We start from the raw sequence: 19,466 nt of genomic DNA on the forward strand, positions 1-19,466 counted from the left end.
GCACAATTGCGTGCTATGAGGCAAATCATCACAGCAACAGATGGCACCTTCACGAAATTTTAGGGGATTGCAGAACACATATGGAACATATAGTGTTCGTTCTGTATTTGTTTCGCGACTTCCACTACGATTCTAAAGGGTGTTTTCCTCATGCTCACGCGCAAACAGCAGGAATTGCTTCTCTTCATTCATGAACGAATGAAAGAGTCCGGCGTGCCGCCCTCCTTCGATGAAATGAAGGACGCACTCGATCTTGCTTCGAAATCCGGCATCCACCGCCTGATAACCGCTCTCGAAGAGCGAGGATTCATTCGTCGGCTACCGAATAGAGCTCGGGCGCTGGAAGTCATCAAGCTGCCCGAGGCTTATACGCCGGGTGCAAGGCCGCAGCGCGGCTTTTCGCCGAGCGTTATCGAAGGCAGCCTTGGCAAGCCCAAGACGCCGGAACCGGCCCCTGCCCCCAAGACGCCGGCCAATGATCTGGGCGGGGCTGTCACCGTGCCGGTCATGGGCCGCATCGCTGCGGGCGTGCCGATTTCCGCCATCCAGAACAACACCCATGATGTGGCCGTGCCAGTAGACATGCTTGGCACGGGCGAACATTACGCTCTTGAGGTCAAGGGTGATTCGATGATCGAGGCCGGCATTTTCGACGGCGACACAGTCATCATCCGCAACGGCAACACCGCCAATCCCGGGGACATCGTTGTGGCTCTGGTGGATGACGAGGAAGCCACGCTGAAGCGCTTCCGCCGCAAGGGAGCCTCCATTGCGCTCGAGGCGGCAAACCCAGCCTATGAGACCCGTATCTTCGGGCCCGACCGGGTGAAAATTCAGGGCAAGCTGGTGGGGCTGATCCGCCGCTACCATTGATCTTATCGAACCGAACGTATTCACTTTACAATAGGCGTCATCGTGAAGATGGCGCCTATATTGGGTTTGGCTGTTTCCAAACGTGGCGTGCTTTTGCGGGTGCACGAGGATATGCGCCATTCAGCCTATGCGCGTTGCCCTTTCTAAACTGAGTTCCTACTCCATAAAGATGCTTCGGTTTCGCTACAGGCGTGGTGGCGAATGGGCTGTTCGCTATAATTGTCGAAGCGATCCCATCCGCTGTTTTTTAGCGACGTTGTTCTGTCGTGTTGCGCAGTCAGTTTTAGTGGTCACCAAAGGGTGACTTATCGCAAGTCGCGCTCTCAGCGACCCCACATCACCATTCATCAACGGCGTTTATGGGAGCCATGGATAATTTTCGATATTCCGTGAACGCTTGGCAGGTGTAGAAATACGCGTCATATCCGGGAGATACGCCATGTACGATCTTTATATAGCCAACAAGAACTATTCTTCATGGTCGCTGCGGCCGTGGGTATTGATGCGCACGCTCGGTATCGCCTTTGATGAAAAGCTCATTCCGTTCGGCGAAGGCGTCTCCTTCTCCTCCTTTTCGCCGACGGGCAAGGTGCCCTGCCTGGTCGACGAGGGTATGACGGTTTGGGAAACGCTTTCGATCGTCGAATATCTTGCCGAAAGACACCAGGGTGTCTGGGCAAGCGACAAGCATGCGAGGGCCTGGTCGCGTTCGGCCGCAAGTGAGATGCATGCCGGCTTTTCCTCGCTGCGCAATCTCTATCCCATGTCGGTGGGCATTCGGGTCAAACCCAGGGGCGGCGATGCCGGGCTTAAAGCCGATATAAAGCGGATCGATGCGTTGTGGAGCGAGGGTCTCACAAAATTCGGCGGGCCATATCTCGCCGGTCAAAAGTTCACGGCGGTCGATGCTTTCTTCTGCCCGGTTGCATTCCGTTTCCAGACCTATGGCAGCGCGGATCTTTCGCCAGCAGCGAAAGCCTATTGCGACCGGCTGCTCGCCCTGCCTGCCATGCAAGAATGGTACGAGGCCGGTTTGAAGGAGAGCTGGCGCGACGCTGGTCATGAAGAGGAAGTTGGCGAGATCGGCGAATTGACTGAAGATTTGCGCGCCAAGGCCCGATGATCCATGCTGGCGGCTGTCATTGCGACGCCGCCAGCAGCCGGATGATGGGCTGCGGCAGATCACGGTCGAAACGTCCGCTTTTCCAGTCGTAATAACGGTGCTGGCTCCAGGGCCTGTCCGTTCCGGCGATTGCGGCGCGCAGCCCGCTCGCCACACCCTCCTCCCTCTTGTTAGCAAAATCTATTTCCACAGAACCGAGACGCCGCAAGATGTCACGGCTGAGCAGGAGTGCACCCGAGCGGCACTGCGAAAAAGAGGTTCTGCGGGAAACAACGACGATATCGGCAATATCGCAGGCTTTTCCGGCGAAGCGGCCATCGTCCAGAACGACGATCCACTCTCCGCTTGCGGCGCTCGCTACGCACCATATGTCTTTCCTGCAGGTGAAGACGCCAACTTTGGCGTCTTTGAGCGCCGCCGTCATCTCGCGTACCACCACAGCCATGTCTTCGGGCGACAGTTTCGATCTCGAGTCAGAACCAGCAGTATTTGCCATGCTCTCACCATTTATAAAATCTGGCGGCACGGTTTTTTCCGGCAGCAGCAGCGCCCTTTGCCACTGGCCGTAAACGAAGCCCTGCGGACGGGCTTTTGTGGTTGAGACCTTGCCTTCCTCCACGAGTGCCACCAATTCGCCGTCCTCGTGAATCAATAGATCCGGCAGATCACGATAGGCCGTAACTGCCGACACGCCGAAGGCGAAGAGCAGAAACGGGATGCCAAGAAGCGCAAGCCGGCTGCGCAGCAATGTCAGCAGCAGGAAACCCACCGAAGCCAAACCGATAAACCAGCCATGCGGACGCCCAGTCGCTGCGCTGCCGCCCCAGGAGGCCACCTCGTTTGCAACCTCGATGACGAGTGCCATGCCATAACCCATGATCTTCAGGAACGGCGCATCGAGCCCGAAGGGCATCAGCAGCATGGCGAGAAGAGCGAATGGCATGACGATCAGCGACATGAGCGGCATTGCAGCCAGATTGGCGAACAGTCCATAGGTGGTGACACGGTGAAAATGTTCGGCCGAATAGATCGCCGTAGAAAGGCCCCCGATCAACGACGTCGTGATAACGCCGCCAATGACCGCGCCCATCATTTCCGCCACCTTCAGCCATGCGGGCTTGCGCCCGATGAACAGCCGTTCGCGGTCCGTGCGCCAACGGCTCCAGAAGGCATAGGCGGACACAAGCGCTATGGTGGCCGCAAATGACATCTGAAAACTCGGACCCATGATTTCCGAGGGCGAGAAAGCCAGAATGATCAGGGCGGAAATGGCAACGTTTCTGAGGCTGAGTGATGGTTGATCGAAAAGGACAGCAATCAGCATCACAGACATCATCAGCCAAGCACGCTCGGCGGAAACGGCAAAACCGGAAATCAGATAATAGGCAAGCGTCATCAGCAGTGCCGCGAAAGCCGCGATCTTCTTGACCGGCCAGCGCTGCGCAAAGGCGGGAAACAAGCTGAAAGCCAGTCTCAGGCCAACAAAGAATATGCCGGAGGCCAGTGCCATGTTGAGCCCGGATATGGCAACGATATGGGCAAGGCCGGAGAGCCGCAACGCCTCCATCGTCTCCGCCGATATAGCCTGTCTCTCATCGGTGATGATGGAGGCGGCGAAGGCTCCGGCATCACCGCCGATGGTGGTGCGGATGCGTTCGGCAATTGCGCTGCGAAGGCCGTAAAGCCGCATATCGGCCCATTCCAACCAACCCTTGTCAGGCCTTGCGTCACCAACGGGTGATACAAGCGCATCCGGTGATTTATAAAAGAAACCGGTCGCGCCTATGCCTCTGAAATAGGACGTGAAGGCGAAGTCGTTCAGTCCCGGCAAGGCCGGGCCGGACGGCGGCGAGAGGCGGACCTTGCCGCGAAGGGTTGCTCCGAGTGCGATCGGCTCGCCTCCGCCACGCGAAAGCACCGATATCCTCTGCGGCGGACGCGACAATGTCGGGTCCGCTGTTGCGGTCAGATCGACGACATATCGCCAGTAGCCGCGTGCATCGACCTCCCGGCGCACCACAGTGCCGGTGATGGTGGTGGTCACGGGGGTATCCAGCACCACGGTCCCTGCCCGTCGGGTTTCGAAATCGGCCAGGAGCATGCCGAGCAATAGAAAAGCGAAAGGGCCGCAAACCGCCGCCGCAATGCCAGCTTTATATCTCACAAAGAGCGCCAGAACGGCGACAAATAGAAATGTGGCAATCAAAATGACCGGGGAAGGCGTGGCATCTAGAGAAAACCAGAGTACCGCGCCGCAGCCGATGAAAACGGGAATGAAAAGAAAATAGTGGCCGAATGCGCGCTCCTCGGCCAGGCACGTGGCGATTTTTTCGGCCACGGTAGTGTTGCGGTTAATCTCGGGAATAATGGCGGGAGTGTCATATGTTGTCGCATCACTGCTTCGGCGGAGAGGAAACAGAATTTCCCGCGTGCCGGGCATGTCTCCCTGCATCGTTTTAGCATATACGAAATGCTGTTTTTCCCCTTGACCGAGCAATCCCCACCGCCCCTTGCCGCACCAAAAACAGGTTTGCAGACCAGCGCTGGGGATTGCAATCCTTTACTTTAACGATGCGTTGACCGAGATTGAATTGCTGCTGCCGGGAAAGCCTGAAGCAACGCGATTGCGTTTGCCGCAATGCACAATTTGACCTTTGGATAGCTTGGCATCCGCGCAAGGATCATATAGCTAATCGGTAGACGCTTAACCGCGGGGCGTATCTCAACGCCCCCACCCGCATGTTTTCGGAGGATCAGTATGACGGAAAAAAGCGCTACAGTGACACTTGGCGAAAAACAGGTCGAACTCCCGGTTAGGGAAGGCACGATTGGACCAAGCGTCGTCGATATCGCCACGCTGTACAAGCACACGGGCTCCTTCACCTACGACCCCGGCTTCACCTCGACAGCCTCCTGCGAATCCAAGATCACCTATATCGATGGTGACGAAGGCGTTCTTCTGCACCGCGGCTTCCCGATCGAGCAGCTTGCCGAACAGGGCGACTTCCTGGAAACCTGCTATCTGCTGCTTTACGGCGAATTGCCGACGGCTGCGCAGAAGAAGGACTTCGACACCCGCGTAACGCGCCACACCATGGTGCACGAGCAGATGAGCCGCTTTTTCACCGGCTACCGTCGCGACGCACATCCGATGGCTGTCATGTGCGGCACGGTCGGCGCGCTCTCGGCCTTCTATCACGACTCGACGGACATTACGGATCCGCACCAGCGCATGGTCGCTTCGCTGCGGATGATCGCGAAAATGCCGACGATCGCCGCCATGGCCTACAAGTACCATATCGGCCAGCCCTTCGTTTACCCGAAGAACGACCTCGATTACGCTTCCAACTTCCTGCACATGTGCTTTGCCGTGCCTTGCGAAGAGTACAAGGTCGATCCGGTTCTGGCTCGCGCCATGGACCGCATCTTCATCCTGCATGCGGATCACGAGCAGAACGCTTCCACCTCCACGGTGCGTCTTGCCGGTTCGTCGGGTGCAAACCCGTTCGCCTGTATTGCAGCGGGCATCGCCTGCCTCTGGGGTCCGGCACATGGCGGCGCCAACGAAGCGGCGCTCAACATGCTCAACGAAATCGGCACGGTTGACCGCATTCCGGAATATATTGCCCGCGCCAAGGACAAGAACGATCCGTTCCGCCTGATGGGCTTTGGCCACCGCGTGTACAAGAACTACGACCCGCGCGCCAAGATCATGCAGAAGACGATGTACGAAGTGCTGGAAGCCACCGGCAACTCCGACGATCCGATCATGCAGGTCGCGCTCGAACTCGAAAAGATCGCTCTTTCCGATCCTTATTTCGTCGAGAAGAAGCTGTACCCGAACGTCGACTTCTATTCGGGTATCACGCTGAAGGCGCTTGGCTTCCCCACGACCATGTTTACCGTGCTGTTCGCACTGGCCCGCACCGTCGGCTGGATCGCGCAGTGGAACGAAATGATCGAGGATCCGCAGCAGCGCATCGGCCGTCCGCGTCAGCTCTACACGGGCGCCGGCAAGCGTGACTACGTTCCGGTTTCCAAGCGTTAAGCCGGGAAACCAACCAACATAAAAAAGCCGGCGGGTTTTATCCGCCGGCTTTTTTGTTGGATATGATCATCGATAAGAATAGCGAAACCTGCCCTGCCAACCCCAGGAAGCAGAGAGGATCGCTACCGGTTCAGCCTTGCTGCTTGCGGCTGTTCAGCACATCGAGAAGTATAAGGGCGCCGGTTTCGCCAGGAGGCACTTCTGTGTGCAAACGCTCCTGCACAAGAGCATAGCCGTCCAGCATCGCCCGCCGTTCGGTGGTGTCGGATGAGAGCCGTTCGGCCCAGCGCAACATCGACCCTGCCCGTACCACCTCGTTGAAATACTCCGGCACCACGACATAGTCGGCAATCAGGTTCGGAAGCGCACCGGTCCAGGTTTTCACCCGCTTGCTCAGCATTGTGAAAATCCAGTCGGTCTTGTAGACCGATATGGTTGGTACGCCGACGAGCGCGAGCTCGAGAATAACGGTGCCGGACGCGGCAATCGCCGCATCGGCGCGCGCAAATGCATTCCACTTGAAGGCGGGATCGATGCCGATTTCAGGCCTGATATCCTGCGGCCATGTTGCCGCCAGTTCGCGGATGCGGTTTTCCTGGCGCGGCACTGTCGGCAGCAGAAACTTCGTCGGGCCATTGCGCTCGACATATGCTTTTGCCGCTTCCTGAAACGGCTCCATCAACCGGGTCGTTTCGGTGGAACGTGACCCCGGCAGGAGCAGAATGGTTTTCGGTTCGCCGTTGGCAGGCAGGGGCCGCTCAGCCCGCCTCTGCCGCACGGAGAGCACGTCTTGATCGACGCTGAGGCGATGGCCGACAAAGGTTGTCGGCGGGCCGCCGAGACACCGCATCGCCTCCGGCTCGAATGGAAGCAGGGCCAGAACGTGATCGACATAGGACAACATCGCAGTGGCGCGATATTCCTTCCACGCCCATACGCTGGGGCAGACATAATTGACGACCGGCAGATGCGGCAATTGTTTGCGGACTTTTTTCGCAACACGATGGGTGAAATCCGGGCTGTCGATGATCAGCAGAATATCCGGCTTGGCGACAATGATTGCCTGCGCGGTCTGGTTGATCCGCGAAATCAGCTTCGGCAGCTTCTTCAGAACCTGCGTGAAGCCCATGATGGAGAGTTCGGAATAATCGAACAGCGAAACCAGCCCCTGCGCCTCCAGAGCCTCACCGCCGACGCCCATCAACTCGACAGAACCCGAGTAATGGCCTTTCAGGGACCGGATGAGATCGGCACCCAGAAGATCGCCCGATACCTCGCCGGCTATAACCGCCACCTTCAACGTTGCCGTCATCCCACCATGTCTCCGCCCATCATGTCTTCACCGAGTGACGTATCGATACCGCAGACGAATATGCCGGCCTGATCTGCCGCCTTCAACATCTCATCGCGATCAAGTACCAGCGCGCGCCCGGCTTCAACGGCGATCCCCGCCAGCCCGGCCTTATGCGCGTTCTCCACCGTTTCCACGCCGATGGTCGGCAAGTCAGCGCGGATATCCTGCTGCGGCTTGCAGAGCTTTACCAGAACACCCTTGCGACGGGTCGAGATGCGGCCCTCAGCGCGTAATGCCGCGACACGCGCCAGCATCGCGTCTGTGCCCTCGACGCCCTCCAGTGCAACGATACGGCCGCCAACGGCGACTGCACCCTGCCCGACATCAAGCGTGCCGAGTGCCAGTGCGGCCTGCGCAGCCTTGCGTATGTCGCGCAGATCGTCTTCAGCAGGTTTATGCGCACCGAAAGGGCCGGTCGTCGCAAGCAGACCGGGTGCGATCTCGTGGGCGCCAATGACTTTTGCCCCAAGCGTGCCGATGACCTTGATGACCATCTGCAAAACGGCGTCATCGCCGCTCGACAGCAGGGTGCGGACGATGGATGGCAGTTTCAGCAATATGCCGATCGTGGGGCGGATTTCCCGCAATTCAGGGCGCCGCGCCACGGCGCCGGAAAGCACGACGCGGTCCACCTGGTTTTCGCGTAGCAGGCGGCCAAGCCCGGCGACATCGCCGACGCTAATCACCGCATTGTCGAAACCGCTCCAGTCAAACTGGGAATCATCGCGCAGCTGTACAATCAAGGGGTTCTCCCCCATCTCTCGCGCGGCCGCCGCGACATGCAGCGGCAGCTGGCCGCTGCCGGCCACGATGGCGAGACGCCCGCCGCCTGTCACGGCTCACTTGCCCCGGTTTGGCGAGGAAAGCGCGCGGTCGCTGTCCGCACCGATGAAATCGAGGATTTCGATGACCTGGGGGCAATCGAGATATTCTGCGCGGTCAATCGCAGCCGCATTGCTGCGGATGGCGCCTTCGCCTTCGAATATCTGCTTGAAGACGCGCCTGACCTTGTGAATATCCGCGCGGTCGATACCGGAACGCGTCATGCCAACGACATTCAGCCCGCCGAGAATGCCTGGATTACCGTTCAGCATGCCATAGGGAATGACGTCATAATTGACCGCCGACAACCCGCCGATGAAGGCCTGACGACCGATTCGGGTGAACTGGTGCACGGCACAGCCGCCGCCCAGGATAGCGCGGTCCTCAATGGTGACATGTCCCGCCAGCATTACATTGTTCGACAGGATGATATGGTTGCCGAGGCGACAATCATGCGCCACATGCGAATTGGCGAGGAACAGGTTGTCATCGCCGACAATCGTCTTGCCGCTGCCGTCGGAGCTGCCCGCATTCATCGTTACGCCTTCGCGCATGATGCAGCGCGCACCGATCTCGAGCGTCGTTTCCGAGCCATCGTGGCGAATTGCCTGCGGTGTACCGCCAATAACGGCCATTGGATGGATGACCGAACCACGGCCAATTACGGTGAGACCGGAGACGACGGCATGATTGTGCAGCGTGACCTCGTCTTGCAGAGTAACTTTCGCGCCGACATAGCTCAGGGCACCGATGACGACATTTTCACCGATAACCGCGCCGTCTTCGACAACGGCGGTCGGGTGAATTTTTGCCGAAGCCGCGATAGTGCTCATTGCTCGTCCTCGGGGATCATCATCGCGCCGACGTCAGCTTCCGCCACCAGCGCGCCTTCGACCTTGGCCTCGCAATGAAATTTGAAGACATTGCCCCGCTGGCGCTGCTTGACCACGTGAATTTCCAGACGATCGCCGGGAACGACGGGTCTGCGGAAGCGCGCGTTGTCGATTGTCATGAAATAGACGAGATAACCGCCCTCACCCTGGCTGCGGGCGCAGATCGCACCTGCCGTCTGGGCCATGGCCTCGACGATCAAAACACCCGGCATGATCGGGCGATCCGGGAAATGACCGGTGAAATGCGGTTCGTTGACCGTCACGTTCTTGATGCCAATCGCCGAATTATTACCATCGATCTCGATGATCTTGTCGATGAGCAAGAACGGGTAACGATGCGGCAAAAGCTTCATGACTTCCAGAATGTCAGCCGCGGCGAGCGTCGTTTTGGTTTCTTCAGCCATCGTTTTTTTCTCCTGTTTTTTTATCACGCCCTTCAGCGCGCGCCAGAATATCGGCCATGTCGCGCAGGAAATACTTCATCGGACGCGCTGGCGTCCCACCATAACGGGCGCCGGCCGGAACGTCGGCGACAACACCGCTCATCGCCGCAATCTGCACGCCGTCACCAATAGTGATATGGCCGTTGATACCCGCCGCGCCGCCGATCATCACACCATCGCCGATGCGGGTGCTGCCCGCAATGCCGACCTTGCTGACGATGCCGCAATGGCGGCCGATGCGGACGTTGTGGCCGATCTGAACCTGATTGTCGATCTTGGTACCTTCGCCGATGACCGTATCGTCCATCGTGCCACGGTCGATCGTCGTATTAGCGCCGATCTCAACATTATCCTGAATGATAACCCGGCCGATCTGCACGATTTTCAGCATGCCGCGCGGACCGGGCGCATAACCGAACCCGTCCTGACCGATGCGCGCTCCGTTGTGAATAATCACATTGTTGCCTATGAGAGCGGCAAGAATGCTCGCGCCGCCGGCAATCGTGCAATCACGCCCCACCTGAACATCCGCGCCGATGATGACACCAGGCCCGATCCGCGTACCGGCGCCGATATGGGCACCAGCGCCAATCACGGCGAGCGGCTCGACAATCACGCCAGCTTCCAGCTTTGCAGACGGATCGACATGCGCGGTATGGGAAACTTCAGCTTCCATCACCACAATCGTACCGGGACGCATCGCGGCGGGATGCAACAAGGCACCTACCTGCGCAAAAAGCGTGTGCGGGTTTTTCGATATCAGCGCCGGGATGTGAGACGGCAGCATATCCGCAAGCGCGGCGTCACAAATGACGGCGCCAGCCTCACAGGTCGGCAACTCATCGCGGTTTTTGCGAGAAAGAATATAGCAGAGCTGGTCGGGTTTTGCCCGGTAGACCGGCGCAACGGACCTGATGATCCGTTCTCCCGCCGCCTCATCAGACAGTTCCGCCCCAAAACGGTCTGCGATGTCTTTCAATCGCAGTCCCTCGTGGGGCGGAAAAAACGCGTTGTATTCCATTAGCCGGACACTCCAGAACGTTCAAAGTTGCAGTTCTGGACTGCCGATATCAGAAAGTGTTGGACATGCCAAACCGGAAACGCTGTTCCTCGTCGTAGTCTTCCTTGGCGATCGGAACCGCATAGTCGACGCGGATCGGGCCGAAGGGCGATGCCCACATCACGCCGATACCGGCGGATGCGCGGATGGAGTTGTCATCCTTCACGCCTGCGCTGTTGGCAACCTTGTTGCCGTACAGCGTACCGGCATCGACGAAACCGGCGAGACGAAGGCCGAAATCTTCCGGAACACCTGGCATCGGAGCCGTGACTTCAGCAGAAGCCGCGAAGTAGGTCGTGCCGCCGATGGAGTCGGAACCGATACGCGGGCCAATACCATCGTTCTTGAAGCCGCGAACCTGACGACCACCGAACTTGAACTGATCGAACACCAGCAGATTGTCGCCCGTCGGAACCACGTGACCCGCCTGACCGGTGAGCGAGCCGATAACGTCGTACTCATCCGAAAGCGTGTAGTAGAAGCGCGCCTTGGCGTAGATCTTGTAATATTCGGAATCGCCGCCGAGGCCTGCAAATTCGTTCGTCAAGGCAGCCTGCCAGCCTTCGCGCGGCATGTTGCGGTCGTCGAGCGTATTGTAGTTCAGCGTGTTGGAGATGATGGACTGTGTCCAGTCACCGCCACGGATCAGAGCCTTATAGGGCTCGGCAAGATTGCTGCCGGTTTCCCAATCGCCCTCACCGTCGTAGTTGAGCTGCTTGTAGGTGTACTTGAACGTCGTCGAGAGGTTCTCGGTGATCGGAGCCGTCACGCGCAGTGCGAAGCCCTGCTCGTCGTAATCGTAATAGTCTTCGCTGCGGCTCTGGCTCTTGAACAGGTCGAAACCTGCGGCCAGACGGTAACCAAGGAAATACGGCTCGGTGAAGGACAGCGTGTAGCTGCGTGCATCGTCTTCACCCGCACCGGCGGCGAGACGAATGTACTGGCCACGACCGAGGAAGTTCTTCTCTTCGATCGATGCTTCAAGCAGCACACCGTCGTTCTGCGAGTAACCCGCACCGATACCGAACGAACCAGTCGACTGATCTTCCACGTCGACAACGATGACGACGCGATCAGGCGCGCTGCCGCCGGCAGTCGAGACATTGACCTTCGAGAAATAACCGAGCGCTTCAAGACGGCGCTTGGCAGCCGTGATGACCGTCTGGTTGAAAGCATCGCCTTCGGAAATATCGAACTCGCGGCGAATGACGTAGTCACGCGTACGCGTGTTGCCACGGATTTCGATACGCTCGACATAGGCGCGCTCGCCCTGATCGACGATATAGGTCACACCGATGGTGTTACCGGACATATCGCGGTCGCCGCGCGGCGTTACACGGGCGAAAGGATACCCCTCACCGGCAACGCGCTTGGAAATCGCTTCCATGCTCTGCTGGACTTCCTTGGCGCTGTAGCTAGCGCCCTGGCGGGTTTCCACGAGACCCTGAAGCTCGGAGCCGTCAATACCCGGAACAGTCGATTCGACTGCGACGTTGCCGAAGTCGTACTTCTTGCCTTCGTCGACCGTGATGGAGATGGTGTATTCGTTCTTGGACTCATCAAGCACCGCGTCGGACGACACGACCCGGAAGTCGGCATAACCACGGTTGTAGTAGAACTGGCGCAGCGCCTCTTCATCGGCGCGCAGCTTGTCCTCGTTATACACGTCCTTGCGTGTCAGGAACGACAGCATGTTGGACTTCTTGGTATTGATGACAGCGGCCAGACGACCGTCGCTATAGGAATTGTTACCGACAAAATCGATGCGGCCGATCTTCGTGCGCTCGCCTTCGTTAATGACGAAAGCGATGTTCACACGGCCCTGACCAACGGAAACGGTCTGGGTGGTGATTTCGACGTCGCTGCGGCCGATCGCGGAATAGGCTTCCTTGATGCGCGCGATATCGGCAGTAACGATTGCCTGATTGAACGGGCCGAGCGGCTGGGTCTGCACGACGCCAGCGAGCTTGTCGTCCTTGATCTTGCGGTTGCCGTTGAAAACCACCTGATTGACGAGCTGATTTTCGTTGACCGTTACAACCAGCGTGCTGCCGGAAACGCGCATGGAGACATTCGAGAAGTAACCGGTAGCGTAAAGACGCTTCACCGATTCATCGATGTCCGAATTGGAAAAGTTCTTACCCGGCGCAATGGTAATGTTGGAGCGTACGGAGTCCGCACCGGATCTCTCAGCGCCACGAACATCAATCTTGCTGATGACGGCTGCATTCGCAACACCAGCAGAGGCAAGCACGCCGAGGCCCGCAACCGAAGAAACACCAGCAGACAGCGCAACCGCCGACACCGCGTTCAAAAATCTTGAACCAGCCTTCATTTCAATTCTTACCTTTTTACGTTGTCCCTCAGCGGGCGGAACCCGACTCCGGCCATGTGCGTCGTTTTACCTGCTTTTCCCCTACAAGCAAGTCAGAACGTTAAATTCTGTTTACTTCGTGATCCAGAGTGGCGCATTCGCCACTTCGGGATAAAAACAGGGTAAACAATCGACTAACAAAACCGTTAAAAAACTATCCTCAGCCAATCAAGCTGCTGATATCATTCCATGTTGCAAAAACCATAAGACCCAAAATCATTGCCATGCCGATACGGAACGCAACCTCCTGCGCACCGGCACCAAGCGGTCTGCCGCGGATGGCCTCGATTGCATAAAACACCAGATGTCCGCCGTCCAGAACCGGCACAGGCATCAGGTTCAAAAGACCGATCGATACGGAAAGAACCGCTGCGAGCTGGATGACGGCCGAAATACCGAGCGTCGCCATCTGACCGGAAGCCTGTGCTACGCGGACGGGACCGCCCAGTTGATCGGCGTTCATGCGCCCGGTCACGAGGTTACCGATGTAGTTGAAAGTACCGGTGATGACGTGGCCCGTTTCACGCACGCCCTCAAGCAGCGCCTCAGACGGCGAATACTCGATGTGGCGGAAATTGCCGCTGTTCTGGTCGGTGACAATGCCGATGATGCCCATTTCCAGCTTGTTGCCGAACTGGTCCGTGGTTTCGGTGCGGGTCGGAACCATCGGCAGCTTCAGCTCCTCGCCTGCCCTTTCGACGGTCACAGTGATCGGCGTGCCCGGACGGATGCCGACATAACGGCGTACGTCCTCGAACGTCTTGACCTTTTCACCGTCGATCGCAACGAGGCGGTCACCGGGGTGCACGCCGGCGGCCGCAGCCGCGCTGTTTTCACGCACTTCCGCCACGACCGGATCGGCGATCATACGGCCATAGACACCGAACAGGACCGCGAAGATGAGAATGGCGAGAATGAAATTGGCAATAGGTCCGGCGGCAACCGTCGCCGCCCTTTTCCACAGCTTAGCGCCGGAAAGCGTCTGCGCCCTCTCCTCAAGCGACATGTGCGACAGGCCGGAACTATCCGGCTTGCTGGACGCATCCTCGTCGCCGAAGAATTTTACGTAGCCGCCGAGCGGTATGGCGGAAATCTTCCAGCGCGTGCCGTGACTGTCGGTAAAGCCGATCAGCTCCGGGCCGAAACCGATGGAAAAGGCCGTGGAGCGAATGCCGCTCCAGCGGCCGACAAGGTAGTGGCCCATTTCATGGACGAAAACGAGCAGGGAAAGTACGAGGACGAAGGGCACGATATAGCCGGTCAGAAAACCGGTCGCCGCCATTACTGTGTTCATGACAATCTGCCCTTTATTTCATGACCTTGCGTGCCGCTTAAAAGCCCGGCAACAGGCCGCCGCCCGATCCGGGCACGTCGCCGGTTGCCGCCGCATGCACGAAAGCAATGAGGAATACCGTAAAGCAGGCGAAAACAAGACCGTCAACCCGGTCCATGAAGCCGCCATGGCCGGGAATGAGATGGCTCGAATCCTTGACCTGAAAACGCCGTTTCACGAAGGATTCGAAGAGATCGCCTATCTGGCTGAACACCGAAAGAATGAGAGCGAGTCCAAGCAGCAGCAGGCTGATCCTGCCGTGATAGGCAAGAGACACCGCGCCGCCGCCGATCAATGCGGCCACCGCTCCGCCGATTGCGCCTGACCAAGTCTTGCCCGGTGAGATCGACGGCGCAAGCTTTGGCCCGCCGATGGCGCGCCCGACGAAATAAGCGAGAATATCCGTTGACCAGACGACAGCGAAAATGAACAGGATGGCGACGAAACCGGTCAGCTCATCGCCGCGAATGGCGGCCAGCGATATGCCGCTCAGACCCGCATAAACGATGCCGCCCACCAGCCACCAGTTTCTGCCACGCAAGACGGGAAAAAGTGCTGCCGTCAGCGTGAAGCCAGAGAGCAGAGGCAGGTCGAGCGAAGGTTCGCCGAAAATCGTGTTGCCGGCGATGACGGCAACCGCAAACCAGCCCCAGGCATTGCCGGTGGAATTGGTTTCCGACATGCGGGTGATTGTCGCCCATTCATAATAGATGAGGATCGCCAGCAGACCGGCCACGATGCGGAACAGAATGCCGCCATACCAGGTCGCAGCCAAAATGACCGCCGCCATGACGATTGCGGATATGATCCGCAGTCTGAGTTCACGGCTCATCAGGCGCCTGCCACGGCAACCTGCTCGGCCAGAGCGCCAAAACGGCGATCACGCGTTGCATATTGCTCGATTGCGGAAAAAAACCGCTGCCGGTCGAAGTCGGGCCAATATTCGGGAACGAACAGGAACTCGGAATAGGCAGCCTGCCAGAGCAGGAAGTTCGACAGCCGTTCCTCACCGCTGGTGCGGATGATCAGATCAGGATCCGGTATTCCTGATGTATCGAGTCTGGCCGAAATAATCTCCGGCGTGATCGATTCTGCATCCAGCCGGCCTTCGGCGACATCGCGGGCAATAGCCATTGTCGCGCGGGCAATCTCGTCGCGGCTGCCGTAATTAAAGGCAATCACCAGCGTCAGCCTGGTGTTGTCAGCCGTCATGTGTTCCGCTTCTTCGAGAAGACTGCGGATATCGTTTTTCAGCCCCTGCCTATCGCCGATGATGCGTACACGCACGTTTTCGCGGTGCAGTTCCGCAAGGTCGCGCCTAATGAAAGCCTTTAAGAGCCCCATCAGGTCGCTGACCTCGGATTCGGGCCTGCGCCAGTTTTCCGACGAGAACGCGAAAAGTGTGAGGTAGCGGACACCGCAGTCGCCGGCCGCACGCACCGTTTCGCGCACAGCCTCGACCCCGCGGCGATGCCCCATCACGCGCGGAAGACCGCGCTGTTTTGCCCATCGCCCATTTCCATCCATGATGATGGCGACGTGCTCGGGTATTGAGGAACGTGTCGTCGTCGGCATATCGATCCAGTAACAGGCAGCGCGGAATTAAAACGAATAAAATACAGGTCTATCGCAAGCGATACTAGACCTGCATGATTTCCTTTTCCTTCTCGCCAAGCAAGCGCTCAATTTCCGAAATCGTGTCGTCGGTGATTTTCTGCACTTTTTCCGACTGTCCGCGGCTTTCGTCCTGACCGATATCACCGTCTTTTTCGGCTTTTTTCAGACCATCCATGCCATCGCGACGCACGTGACGAATCGCCACCTTGGACTTCTCGGCGTAGTCATGAGCTACCTTGACGAGCGATTTGCGGCGCTCCTCGTTGAGTTCTGGCAGCGGGATACGCAGGTTCTGACCATCAACGATCGGGTTGAGGCCGAGATTGGATTCGCGGATGGCACGGTCGACGGCGTTCACCATCGACTTGTCCCAGATGTTGACGCCGAGCATGCGCGGCTCCGGAACCGTGATGTTTGCGACCTGGTTTAGCGGAACGCGCGAGCCATAGGCCTCGATGGTCACCGGATCGAGAATGTTGGCCGAAGCGCGGCCGGTGCGCAGCGATGCGATATCGCTTTTGAATGCATTGATGGCACCATCCATGCGGCGCTTGATATCGTTGAGGTCAATACCACTCATCTTGATACTCCATCTCTATCGGCCGTGGCGGCCGGAATACGCCACAGGGGCGACATCGTTTTTTGATTATTTGTCGTGCACGATGGTCTTGCGGCCGCCGCCGGTCAATATCTGCGCGAAACCGCCCTTCTCGTGGATCGAGAAAACAATGATCGGGATGTGATTCTCGCGGGCAAGCGCGACAGCTGCAATATCCATGACTGCCAGTCCCTTGCCTAGCACTTCGCTGTGGGTCAGCTCGTCGAAACGGGTGGCTGCCGGGTCCTTTTTCGGATCGGCGGAATAGATGCCGTCCACCTGGGTGCCCTTGAAGATTGCTTCCGCACCCATTTCCGCGGCGCGCAGCGCTGCAGCGGAATCGGTTGTAAAGAAGGGGTTGCCCGTGCCGCCGGCAAAAATCACCACGCGGCCCTGCGCCAGATGGTGGAGCGCTGCACGCTGCGAGAAGCTCTCACAGATTTCCGGCATCGCAATTGCGGACAGAACGACGGTGTCAATGCTGAGCTTGCGCAGGGAGGTTGCGAGCGCCAGCGCGTTGATGACGGTGGCCAGCATGCCCATATGGTCGCCGGTAACGCGATCACCGCCCTTGGACGCCACGGCAACGCCGCGGAAAATATTGCCACCGCCGACGACAACGCCGACTTCAACGCCCATCGCCCTCGCCTCGGCAATATCGGAGGCGATACGGTCTGCAACCGCCACATCGATACCGAAACCCTGATCGCCCATAAGGGCTTCGCCGGAAGCCTTGAGAAGAACACGTTTGTAGATCGGCTTGGAAGACATCATGACTCCTCGGAAATGTAACCGAAACGCGGATACACGAAGGGCACCGCGTTGTCACGCGATGCCCTCCCGTTTTCCCAAGATTGGGTAAATATAATCAGCCCTTGGCGACTGCAGCGACTTCTGCTGCGAAATCGCTTTCTTCCTTTTCGACGCCTTCGCCGAGCAGCAGGCGAACCATGCCCGTCACTTCGATGGCAGCACCGGCTTCCTTTTCAGCTTCCTTGACGGCAGCGCCGACAGTGATGTCGGGGTTGATGACGAAAGCCTGCGACAGAAGAGCGACTTCTTCGAAGAACTTGCGCATACGGCCATCAACCATCTTTTCGATGATGGCTTCCGGCTTGCCGGATTCACGGGCCTGCTCGATGAAGACGTTGCGTTCGCGCTCGGCCACGGCTGCGTCAACTTCCTCGGCGCGGATGGCGAGCGGGTTGGTTGCAGCAATGTGCATGGCGACCTGGCGGCCGATGGAGCTCAGAACGGCCTTGTCGCCAACCGACTTCAGGGCAACGAGAACGCCAAGCTTGCCGATGCCTTCGCCGGCAGCATTGTGGATGTAGGTCGCGACAACGCCGTGCTCGACTTCGAGTGCTGCCGAACGGCGCAGCGTCATGTTCTCGCCGATGGTGGCGATAGCGTCCTTGATGCTGTCGGAAACGGACTTGCCGGTTGCCGGATAGGTGGCGGCGCTGACGGCTTCAACGGTGCCGTCGGTGGAGAGCGCTACCTGGGCAATGCCGCGAATGAGATCCTGGAACGCGTCGTTGCGGGCAACGAAGTCGGTTTCGGAGTTGAGTTCGACAACAACAGCCTTGTGACCCATGGTGGCGACGCCGATCAGACCTTCGGCAGCCGTACGGCCAGACTTCTTGTCGGCCTTTGCGATGCCCTTGGCGCGCAGCCAGTCGATCGCCGCTTCCATGTCGCCATTGGTTTCAGCAAGAGCCTTCTTGCAGTCCATCATGCCTGCGCCGGATTTCTCGCGCAGTTCCTTCACCATTGCGGCTGTGATTTCGGTCATTGTTTGCCTCTTATCGGTTCGATCGGTCAGCCGGCTGAATTCGCCGTGCCGAAGTTCTGGGTGATGAGTGTACCCGGCCGCACACCCTTTGAAACCGGGACGATTTCAGGAAAGGGGCATGCGCATTCCCAAGTGCTGCGGCGTCTCCATACATCGAAACGATGGGTGCCGCTCAAGTGTGACAGCGTTATGAAGGCTGCCACCGGATTTCATCCGCATCAAAACGCCAGAGACTTCACCGAAGCCCCGACGGAGCGGTTTGAAACGAACAAGGCCGTCAACCCATTTAAGGTCTTTGACGGCCTTGTCATATCCTGGTCGAGGAGACGGCGACACGAAATCGCCGCCAGACAGGGCCTATATCAGGCGCCAGCCTCGTCTTCGAGCGCGGGCTCGATCGGAGCTTCTTCCGAAGCGCCGATGTCGCGGCCGGACGAACCCTGCTGACGCAGGATGCCGTCGATGGCGGCGCGGGCGATCAGGTCGCAATAGAGCGAGATGGCGCGCGATGCGTCGTCGTTACCCGGGATCGGGTAGTCGATGTGATCCGGATCGCAGTTGGAGTCGATGATCGCAACGACCGGAATGCCAAGACGCTTGGCTTCTTCGATCGCGATCTTTTCCTTGTTGGTGTCGATGATGAACATCAGGTCCGGAACGCCGCCCATATCGCGGATACCGCCGAGAGCCTTTTCAAGCTTTTCGCGTTCGCGTTCGAGGGTCAGACGCTCTTTCTTGGAATAGCCGGTGCCTTCCGAGTTCAGAATCTCGTCAACCTTGCGCAGACGCTGGATCGAGTTGGAGATCGTCTTCCAGTTGGTCATCATGCCGCCGAGCCAGCGGGAGTTGACGTAATACTGGGCCGAACGCTTTGCGCTGTCGGCGATGATTTCAGACGCCTGACGCTTGGTGCCGACGAACAGAACGCGGCCGCCACGAGCAACGGTGTCGGACACGACCTGAAGGGCGCGCGACAGCATCGGAACGGTCTGAGCCAGGTCGATGATGTGGATGTTGTTACGGTCGCCGAAGATGTACGGCTTCATCTTCGGGTTCCAGCGATGCGTCTGGTGACCAAAGTGAACACCAGCTTCCAGAAGCTGACGCATAGAAAAATCGGGCAATGCCATGCC

At 58.4% G+C, this 19,466-nt stretch carries 17 protein-coding genes; 3 read left to right on the forward strand and 14 right to left on the reverse strand.

Going from position 1 to position 19,466, the window contains the following annotated elements; genetic code table 11:
- The first annotated feature begins 150 nt into the window (after positions 1 to 150).
- Complete coding sequence (gene lexA, locus AC5SEO_RS13155; protein ID WP_003512859.1) at positions 151 to 873, forward strand: transcriptional repressor LexA; 723 nt, start codon at positions 151 to 153, stop codon at positions 871 to 873.
- A 439-nt stretch (positions 874 to 1,312) separates the two neighbouring features.
- Positions 1,313 to 1,996: a glutathione S-transferase family protein gene (locus tag AC5SEO_RS13160; RefSeq protein WP_019565539.1), complete on the forward strand. Its 684-nt coding sequence runs from the start codon at positions 1,313 to 1,315 to the stop codon at positions 1,994 to 1,996.
- Between the two features lie 16 nt (positions 1,997 to 2,012).
- Here AC5SEO_RS13160 and AC5SEO_RS13165 read toward each other — a convergent pair whose 3' ends face one another.
- Positions 2,013 to 4,448: a ComEC/Rec2 family competence protein gene (locus tag AC5SEO_RS13165; protein ID WP_174068323.1), complete on the reverse strand. Its 2,436-nt coding sequence runs from the start codon at positions 4,446 to 4,448 to the stop codon at positions 2,013 to 2,015.
- Positions 4,449 to 4,754: 306 nt separating this feature from the next.
- Here AC5SEO_RS13165 and gltA point away from each other — a divergent pair, with 306 nt between their 5' ends.
- On the forward strand, positions 4,755 to 6,044 hold the full coding sequence (gene gltA / locus AC5SEO_RS13170; protein ID WP_003496202.1) for a citrate synthase: 1,290 nt from the start codon (positions 4,755 to 4,757) through the stop codon (positions 6,042 to 6,044).
- Positions 6,045 to 6,174: 130 nt separating this feature from the next.
- Here gltA and lpxB read toward each other — a convergent pair whose 3' ends face one another.
- From lpxB to rpsB, 13 genes are all read right to left on the reverse strand, one after another.
- Positions 6,175 to 7,356: a lipid-A-disaccharide synthase gene (gene lpxB, locus AC5SEO_RS13175; RefSeq protein ID WP_174068322.1), complete on the reverse strand. Its 1,182-nt coding sequence runs from the start codon at positions 7,354 to 7,356 to the stop codon at positions 6,175 to 6,177.
- Complete coding sequence (locus AC5SEO_RS13180) at positions 7,353 to 8,234, reverse strand: UDP-2,3-diacylglucosamine diphosphatase LpxI domain-containing protein (RefSeq protein ID WP_174068321.1); 882 nt, start codon at positions 8,232 to 8,234, stop codon at positions 7,353 to 7,355. The genes lpxB and AC5SEO_RS13180 overlap by 4 nt, the downstream gene beginning before the upstream one ends.
- Positions 8,235 to 8,237: 3 nt before the next feature.
- Positions 8,238 to 9,053 (reverse strand): acyl-ACP--UDP-N-acetylglucosamine O-acyltransferase, encoded by an 816-nt coding sequence (gene lpxA, locus AC5SEO_RS13185; RefSeq protein ID WP_113157654.1) that lies wholly within the window; start codon positions 9,051 to 9,053, stop codon positions 8,238 to 8,240.
- The gene (gene fabZ / locus AC5SEO_RS13190) at positions 9,050 to 9,517 is read right to left on the reverse strand and encodes a 3-hydroxyacyl-ACP dehydratase FabZ (protein WP_174068320.1); all 468 of its coding nucleotides are present in this window, start codon (positions 9,515 to 9,517) and stop codon (positions 9,050 to 9,052) included. Before fabZ ends, lpxA begins: the two co-directional genes overlap by 4 nt.
- On the reverse strand, positions 9,510 to 10,577 hold the full coding sequence (gene lpxD / locus AC5SEO_RS13195) for a UDP-3-O-(3-hydroxymyristoyl)glucosamine N-acyltransferase (RefSeq protein WP_003512851.1): 1,068 nt from the start codon (positions 10,575 to 10,577) through the stop codon (positions 9,510 to 9,512). The genes fabZ and lpxD overlap by 8 nt, the downstream gene beginning before the upstream one ends.
- Before the next feature lie 49 nt (positions 10,578 to 10,626).
- Entirely contained in the window at positions 10,627 to 12,951 is a 2,325-nt protein-coding gene (gene bamA / locus AC5SEO_RS13200) for an outer membrane protein assembly factor BamA (RefSeq protein WP_019565536.1), read from the reverse strand.
- Between the two features lie 199 nt (positions 12,952 to 13,150).
- Positions 13,151 to 14,272 carry an RIP metalloprotease RseP gene (rseP, locus tag AC5SEO_RS13205; RefSeq protein ID WP_162714226.1) on the reverse strand — a complete coding sequence of 374 codons (1,122 nt, stop codon included), beginning with the start codon at positions 14,270 to 14,272 and terminating at the stop codon, positions 13,151 to 13,153.
- Between the two features lie 49 nt (positions 14,273 to 14,321).
- Complete coding sequence (locus tag AC5SEO_RS13210; protein ID WP_003512845.1) at positions 14,322 to 15,155, reverse strand: phosphatidate cytidylyltransferase; 834 nt, start codon at positions 15,153 to 15,155, stop codon at positions 14,322 to 14,324.
- A complete protein-coding gene (locus tag AC5SEO_RS13215; RefSeq protein ID WP_003512842.1) occupies positions 15,155 to 15,898 on the reverse strand; it encodes an isoprenyl transferase in 744 nt (247 codons plus the stop codon). The genes AC5SEO_RS13210 and AC5SEO_RS13215 overlap by 1 nt, the downstream gene beginning before the upstream one ends.
- Positions 15,899 to 15,962: 64 nt before the next feature.
- Entirely contained in the window at positions 15,963 to 16,520 is a 558-nt protein-coding gene (gene frr, locus AC5SEO_RS13220; RefSeq protein ID WP_003512840.1) for a ribosome recycling factor, read from the reverse strand.
- Positions 16,521 to 16,586: 66 nt separating this feature from the next.
- Positions 16,587 to 17,309 carry a UMP kinase gene (pyrH, locus tag AC5SEO_RS13225; RefSeq protein WP_035218853.1) on the reverse strand — a complete coding sequence of 241 codons (723 nt, stop codon included), beginning with the start codon at positions 17,307 to 17,309 and terminating at the stop codon, positions 16,587 to 16,589.
- A gap of 97 nt (positions 17,310 to 17,406) precedes the next feature.
- The gene (gene tsf / locus AC5SEO_RS13230) at positions 17,407 to 18,333 is read right to left on the reverse strand and encodes a translation elongation factor Ts (protein ID WP_003512838.1); all 927 of its coding nucleotides are present in this window, start codon (positions 18,331 to 18,333) and stop codon (positions 17,407 to 17,409) included.
- A 362-nt stretch (positions 18,334 to 18,695) separates the two neighbouring features.
- Positions 18,696 to 19,463, reverse strand: coding sequence for a 30S ribosomal protein S2 (gene rpsB, locus AC5SEO_RS13235; RefSeq protein WP_003512836.1), 768 nt, complete (start codon positions 19,461 to 19,463; stop codon positions 18,696 to 18,698).
- Positions 19,464 to 19,466 lie beyond the last annotated feature (3 nt).

It is taken from the genome of Agrobacterium sp. K11, from assembly GCF_059429395.1.

Bases quoted from the DNA above. Each gene is read 5' to 3' on its own strand.
- lexA (WP_003512859.1), top strand. From the start codon at position 151: ATGCTCACGCGCAAACAGCAGGAATTGCTTCTCTTCATTCATGAACGA.
- AC5SEO_RS13215 (WP_003512842.1), bottom strand. From the start codon at position 15,898: ATGCCGACGACGACACGTTCCTCAATACCCGAGCACGTCGCCATCATC.
- rpsB (WP_003512836.1), bottom strand. From the start codon at position 19,463: ATGGCATTGCCCGATTTTTCTATGCGTCAGCTTCTGGAAGCTGGTGTT.
- pyrH (WP_035218853.1), bottom strand. From the start codon at position 17,309: ATGTCTTCCAAGCCGATCTACAAACGTGTTCTTCTCAAGGCTTCCGGC.
- bamA (WP_019565536.1), bottom strand. From the start codon at position 12,951: ATGAAGGCTGGTTCAAGATTTTTGAACGCGGTGTCGGCGGTTGCGCTG.
- gltA (WP_003496202.1), top strand. From the start codon at position 4,755: ATGACGGAAAAAAGCGCTACAGTGACACTTGGCGAAAAACAGGTCGAA.
- lpxA (WP_113157654.1), bottom strand. From the start codon at position 9,053: ATGAGCACTATCGCGGCTTCGGCAAAAATTCACCCGACCGCCGTTGTC.
- AC5SEO_RS13160 (WP_019565539.1), top strand. From the start codon at position 1,313: ATGTACGATCTTTATATAGCCAACAAGAACTATTCTTCATGGTCGCTG.
- tsf (WP_003512838.1), bottom strand. From the start codon at position 18,333: ATGACCGAAATCACAGCCGCAATGGTGAAGGAACTGCGCGAGAAATCC.
- lpxD (WP_003512851.1), bottom strand. From the start codon at position 10,577: ATGGAATACAACGCGTTTTTTCCGCCCCACGAGGGACTGCGATTGAAA.
- AC5SEO_RS13165 (WP_174068323.1), bottom strand. From the start codon at position 4,448: ATGCAGGGAGACATGCCCGGCACGCGGGAAATTCTGTTTCCTCTCCGC.
- frr (WP_003512840.1), bottom strand. From the start codon at position 16,520: ATGAGTGGTATTGACCTCAACGATATCAAGCGCCGCATGGATGGTGCC.
- AC5SEO_RS13210 (WP_003512845.1), bottom strand. From the start codon at position 15,155: ATGAGCCGTGAACTCAGACTGCGGATCATATCCGCAATCGTCATGGCG.
- lpxB (WP_174068322.1), bottom strand. From the start codon at position 7,356: ATGACGGCAACGTTGAAGGTGGCGGTTATAGCCGGCGAGGTATCGGGC.
- rseP (WP_162714226.1), bottom strand. From the start codon at position 14,272: ATGGCGGCGACCGGTTTTCTGACCGGCTATATCGTGCCCTTCGTCCTC.
- fabZ (WP_174068320.1), bottom strand. From the start codon at position 9,517: ATGGCTGAAGAAACCAAAACGACGCTCGCCGCGGCTGACATTCTGGAA.